The sequence below is a fragment of the Chthoniobacterales bacterium genome (assembly GCA_036569045.1).
Lineage (GTDB): Bacteria > Verrucomicrobiota > Verrucomicrobiia > Chthoniobacterales > JAATET01 > JAATET01.
The window spans coordinates 1-5598 of the sequence record DATCRI010000033.1 but is presented as its reverse complement, the minus strand read 5'-3'; the positions used below and the strand labels follow the sequence as shown (position 1 = coordinate 5598).

Here is a 5598-nt window from a genome sequence, read left to right as displayed (position 1 = left end):
CGGCGCGATTGGCCAGCAGCGTGCCAATGCGGGTGAGCGCCAGACGTGGAAACTTCTCCCGCCACGCCTCCGCCAGCGCGGGAGCGTCCTTCGCCGCCACCGCCAGCAGCAGCTCGTAATCCTCTCCATCGCCGACCGCCTGTTCGACCGTGCAGCCCCGATGCCGCGGGATCGCCGCGAGGTCGATCGCGTAGCCGCGCCGGCTGGCATCCGCAAGCCGGGGCAGATCCGCGCCCAGGCCGTCGCTGAGATCCATCATCGCATGCGGCTTGAAATTCCTGACCAGCCAGCGCCCTTCCGCAACCCGTGGCGTGAAGGCAAGATGGCGTCCATGGCCATTCGGTCCGAACGAGCCACCCAGCCGCCCGGTCACGAACAACGCATCCCCCGCCCGGCCGCCGTTGCGCCGCACGAGCCGGGCCGCCTTCACCCAGCCGGTGAGCGCGATCGACAGGAACAACCCGCCCGGCGATCGCGCAGTCTCGCCTCCCACGAGGGACACCCCAAACTTCCGCGCCGCCCGGCCAAGGCCGCGATAAACACCTTCGAGATAATCCACGGGGAGATCGCCGGGCGCGGCGACGGTCACCAGCGCCGCGTCCGGCTTGCCCCCGCACGCGCCGATGTCGCTGATCGTCCGCGCGAGCGCCTTCCAGCCCACCGCCTCGGCGCGATGATCGCGGCGAAAATGCACATCCTCGAGCAGGCAATCGGTCTTGAGCAGTTGCAGCTCCTTTCGACCGGGCACGCGCACCGCCGCGCAATCGTCTCCCGCGGCGGCCACCACGCGGCGGCCCACTGGCAAACGGCGGATCAACCGCGCCACCAGGGCATCCTCCGAGAGCTGACTCAGAATTTCGGGATCCATTCCGGGAAGCAGAGAATGACCACGACCGGAGCAAGATTGAAGAGCATGTGCATCACGATCGAGGCCCACAGCGAACCGGTGAACTCGTAAACGAGCGTGAAGCCGATCGCGAGCACCATGAGAGCCGGAATCGCCGGCACGTTGTTGTGCATGGCCGCGAAGAGCGCCGCGCTCGTCAGCATCGCCGCCCACCGGCCGCCAAATTTCTTCACGACGCCGTAGATGTAGCCGCGGAACAGCAGCTCCTCGGTGATCGGCGCCACCACGACCGCGAGGCCAATCGCCCACAGTCGCTCGACGGGCGTGGTCTTGCCCATGAGGAACTGCACCAGCTCGTCGCCATCGCCCGGCACCGCTCCGAAATACGCGGAGACGAGCTGCATCATCTGCACGAGCGGAAACGTGAGCAGCAGACCGGCCATCCCGAGCGCGACCGTCGTGAGCGGTCGTTCCGGGCGAAGACCGAAAATTTTTACCGGCGATCCCGCCCGACCCACCGCGAGGCCGAGCACGAGCAGAGTAAGCGAGAAGTAGATGAACGCGCCGTTGCGGAGATCATCGAGCGTGAGCGCGCGCGTCTTGCCGTCGTCGAGAAAGATTCCGAAGCCAATCAGCGCCGCGAAGATGCCGCAGATGATCGTGTCGCCGACATGCCAGTCCTCGACACCCACCCGCCACCGCTGCTCCGGAGCCGTGCGTCGAATCAGCCACCACCAGCCCGCGAGGCCCGCCCCGCACCAGATGATCAATGCCGGCGACACAGGTTACGGCGCGTAGAAGGGCGGCAGGAGATAGATGCGGCCCGGCTTCAAATCGGGCAGCCCCTGCATGAGGTCGATCTTCACGTCGGTCTTCGCCTGCGACGACTCGCCAAACATCCGCAACACCCGGCCGAGCGAGAAGGAGCGCTTGTAGAGCACGACCTGCGCGTTCTCCGCATCGCCCAGCTCTCGCGCCTTGTCGTAGGCGTCCTCGACGTAGCCGAGCTGATCCACGAGCTTCGCCTGGTAGGCGTCCGTGCCGCTGAGGATGCGGCCGTCCGCCACGCCGTTGCGAAGCGTGTTCTCATCGAGCTTCCGCGCCTTCGCCACGATGCCGACAAATTTCCCGTAGCTCTGCATGATGAGGCCCTGCACATAGGCGCTCTCCTCGGGAGTCATCTCCCGCGCGCCGTTGAGCATGTCCTTGAACTTGCCGCTCTTGAAGACGACCGACTGCAGGCCGATTTTTCCGAACAGCTCGCGGTAATTCAGCGTGGAAATGATCACGCCGATGCTGCCGGTGAACGTCGTCTCGTTGCACATCACCCACGTCGCGCCGCAGGACGCGTAATACGCGCCCGATGCGCCGATGCTGTTCATGTAGAACACGACCGGCTTGATCCGCGCGAACTTCTGAATCTCGTGATAGATCGCGTCGGAAGCCGTCACCTCTCCGCCCGGGGAATCCACACTCATCACGACGGCCTTGATCGAGGGATCCTCCGCCGCCTGCTGGAAGGCCGCCTTCAAATCCTGCACGAGCGAGTCGCCCAGCGATCCCGACGCCGCAAAGGCGATGATGCCCTCCAGCGGAATCACGGCGATCTTCGAGCCGCCGCCGTTCCCCTCGACGAGCACCTGCTCCTCGAATTTCTTCGCCGGCTCGGTCGAAATGCTCCCGGCCGATTTCGCGCCAAGCCCGAGCGTGAGGACGCCGATGATAAAAACGCTCACGCAGAGCGCCAGGAATAGCGCCACGATCACGCAGCCGGATTTCTTCATATCGCGACGAAGGTGGCGCAAAGACCGCCCGCCCACAAGGGCACGTTTCAAGCCGAGCAGTAGCCGATCCTTGCCTCCGCGAATCCCTGTGAATAACCTGTGCACAACTTCGCGTTCTCTCTGGAGATTGTTCACAGACCGCGTGCGAACAACTCCAAATCCGGAAACGACAACTGAATGACCCTCAACGAGATAAAGCATGCCGCCGCAACCATTGGCATGACTCCCTCCCGCTCCCTCGGGCAGAACTTTCTCTTTGATCAAAACCTCGCCGCCTGGATCGTCGCGCAGCTCGAGATCGAGCCCGGCGACCACGTCGTGGAGATCGGCCCGGGGCTTGGCTCACTGACGGAGTTTCTGGTCGCCAGCGGCGTCCCGCTCACCCTGCTCGAGAAGGACGATCGCCTCATCCCGCACCTGCGCGAGAAATTCGAGGGCCCGCAGGTCGGGGTCGTGCACGGCGACGCCCTGGAATTCGACGTGCATCGGCTCCTCGGCCGGGGCCGGCTAAAGATCGTCGGCAACCTGCCCTACTACGTCTCCACCCCGCTCATCGAGCGCTTCGCCGATCCCCTGCTCTCGCCCGATCGCGTGGTCATCACCCTCCAGCGGGAACTTGCGGAACGCATGAACGCCAAAGCCCGCACCAAGGACTACGGCGCCATGACTGTCTGCCTTGGCCGTCGCTGGGCCGTGGAATACCTGCGCACCCTGCCCGGCAGCGTCTTCCATCCCGCGCCGAAGGTGGAATCCGCCGTCGTGATGTTGCGCCCCAAGCCCCGCGCCGACGTGCCCGCCTGCGACGACGCCCTGTTCCAGCGGCTCGTGCGGGGCGGCTTCTCCGAGCGCCGCAAGCAGCTCCGCAAAAACCTCGAGCGCATCCAGCCCGGCCCCGACTGGCGCGAGATCCTGCGCGCCCTCGACCTCGCGGAAACCGTCCGCGCCGAGGAACTCGACCTCGCCCAGTGGACCCGGCTCGCCCAGGCCGTCGACGAAACCTTCGCCCAGCACGGCGAGGAAATTTTCCCGATCGTCGACGAGAACGACATCGTGATCGGCTCCCGCCCGCGCAACGAGGTCCACGCGCTCGACCTGCGCCACCGCGCCATTCACGTGATGCTCTTCAATCGCGCCGGCCAGATTTTTCTGCAAAAGCGCTCGATCTGGAAGGATCGCAGCCCGGGCAAATGGGACAGCGCCACCGCCGGCCACGTCGACGCCGGCGAGACCTACGAACAGGCCGCCCGCCGCGAGCTCATGGAGGAAGTCGGCGCCGAGGTCGGCGAGCTGATTCCCGTCTGCAAGCTCGGGTGCGGGCCGGAGACCGGCTACGAGTTCCTCCAGATCTACCGCGCCGACCACGAAGGACCTTTCCGCTTCGCCGCACAGGAAGTCGAAGGCGGCGCGTGGCTCCCGGTCAACCACGTCCGCGACTGGCTCGCCCGCCGCCCGCAGGACTTCGCCCCGGTATTTCGTCAGGCCTTCCCGCAGGTGGCCGCGCATTTTTCCGCCCGCTAGTTTCGCCGAGCGGGAGATCAGGGCACGAGAAAAACTCTCCCGGTGTAAGGGCATTTCACCTCGGTGTTCGGAGCGAATCCGCGCACGTCGACCATGCCTTGATCCGGAGCAAATGGACTGGTCAAAAATCCCGGCTTGCCCGCCACCGGCATCCCATAGGGCAAACTGGGAGCGGCCTTCGCAGCTGGCGAAACCACGGGCGTGCCGGGCGGCGAAGGAGACGCTGTCGCGCCGGGCGTGGGCGAATCCGCGGCTGGCGCCGGCGTGGAATCCGGAGGGCGCGGGATCTTCCGAATGGAGGCCTCGATGAAAATCGCCATCCGGGAGGCGTTCTTCGAGTCGGACGGAGACGCCGCCGCGGGATCGCCTCCGGCGTGCTGGATCCCCCGCACGCTCATCCCCGGCAGCCAGAATCCCACCATTCCGCCACCGGGAATCATGCGAAAGATGTTCACTTCCTTCGTCAGAAAAGTCGGCACGCGCACGCCTTCGTCGCCATCGGTAAAGCCCTCGAAGACTCGCATCGTGGCCACGCCATGCACCTGCACGCGTTCGCCGACGCGCTCCGCCGTGAAATCGAAGGCCAGCCCCAGCATCTCGGTCTGGAATCGCGTCGGAGTGATCGGCATTCCCTTCACCCGCTCGAAGGCCACGGGATAGCGGAACTCGCGGGCAATCTCGACGCGGCTCTCCTGTCCCGAGCGTAACGTCACCCGCGGAGCACTGATCAGGTCGACACTCGAGAATTTCTCGAAGGGGACGATATCTCCGGCGTGGACCCATTGGTCGAATCTCTCCTGATTCGTCCGGTAGTCGTCATCGCTCACCTCGAGAAATCGGGGTGCGACCTCGATGACTTCGATCTCGTTCGTCTCGTCGGCAGGCACGGCGCCCGGCGTCGAAGCGGGCTCAGCGCTGGGACTCGCAGCCGTCGCCGGCTCCGGCACGGTCGAATGCGCGGCGCCCACCGCTCCCGCCAGCCCCAGCGCACCGGCACCGATCACGCCGCGCGCCATCCGGCTGACCGGCCCTCGTCGGCGATTCGACGCCAGCACCGCCTCGACTCGAGCCGACACGCGGGCGCCGGATGCCATCGCAACGGCGATTCCCGTCCAGACCCGCCGTCCCTGCGCCTCCCGAACGACTCGCATCAGCGCCTGGGCGTAGTCCGAGGCCTTCATGCCCGTCCCCATCACCGCGTCGTCGCAAGCCGCCTCCCGCTCGATCCGCAATTGCCGGATCGTCACCCACGCAGCCGGATGCCACCACCAGATCACGCGCAGAGCCGCTGGCAGGCACTGCCGCCAATGATCCCCCCGCCGATAGTGCGCGACCTCGTGCAACACCACCGCGCGAAACGTCGCTTCAGGCCAATCTTCTGCCGCTGGCGGCATCAGAATGGCGGGGCGCCACCACCCGACGAGCACGGGCACCGCGACCGCTTCGGAA

Annotated in this window: 5 protein-coding genes; 1 reads left to right on the top strand and 4 read right to left on the bottom strand. The window is 66.1% G+C overall.

Features of this window, described 5'->3' with window-relative positions:
* The 3 genes from thiL to sppA form a co-directional block, all read right to left on the bottom strand.
* Window positions 1–868, bottom strand: an 868-nt coding sequence (gene thiL / locus VIM61_06820; protein HEY8900105.1) for a thiamine-phosphate kinase, incomplete at its 3' end; no start/stop codon positions are given.
* Window positions 850–1629: a type II CAAX endopeptidase family protein gene (locus tag VIM61_06815; protein HEY8900104.1), complete on the bottom strand. Its 780-nt coding sequence runs from the start codon at window positions 1627–1629 to the stop codon at window positions 850–852. The genes thiL and VIM61_06815, both read right to left, overlap by 19 nt.
* A gap of 3 nt (window positions 1630–1632) precedes the next feature.
* Complete coding sequence (gene sppA / locus VIM61_06810; protein ID HEY8900103.1) at window positions 1633–2631, bottom strand: signal peptide peptidase SppA; 999 nt, start codon at window positions 2629–2631, stop codon at window positions 1633–1635.
* Window positions 2632–2850: 219 nt separating this feature from the next.
* Here sppA and rsmA point away from each other — a divergent pair, with 219 nt between their 5' ends.
* The gene (gene rsmA, locus VIM61_06805) at window positions 2851–4149 is read left to right on the top strand and encodes a 16S rRNA (adenine(1518)-N(6)/adenine(1519)-N(6))-dimethyltransferase RsmA (protein HEY8900102.1); all 1299 of its coding nucleotides are present in this window, start codon (window positions 2851–2853) and stop codon (window positions 4147–4149) included.
* Window positions 4150–4166: 17 nt separating this feature from the next.
* Here rsmA and VIM61_06800 read toward each other — a convergent pair.
* On the bottom strand, window positions 4167–5598 hold a 1432-nt coding region (locus tag VIM61_06800; protein HEY8900101.1), incomplete at its 5' end, for a M56 family metallopeptidase.

Bases quoted from the DNA above. Each gene is read 5' to 3' on its own strand.
- sppA (HEY8900103.1), bottom strand. From the start codon at position 2,631: ATGAAGAAATCCGGCTGCGTGATCGTGGCGCTATTCCTGGCGCTCTGC.
- rsmA (HEY8900102.1), top strand. From the start codon at position 2,851: ATGACTCCCTCCCGCTCCCTCGGGCAGAACTTTCTCTTTGATCAAAAC.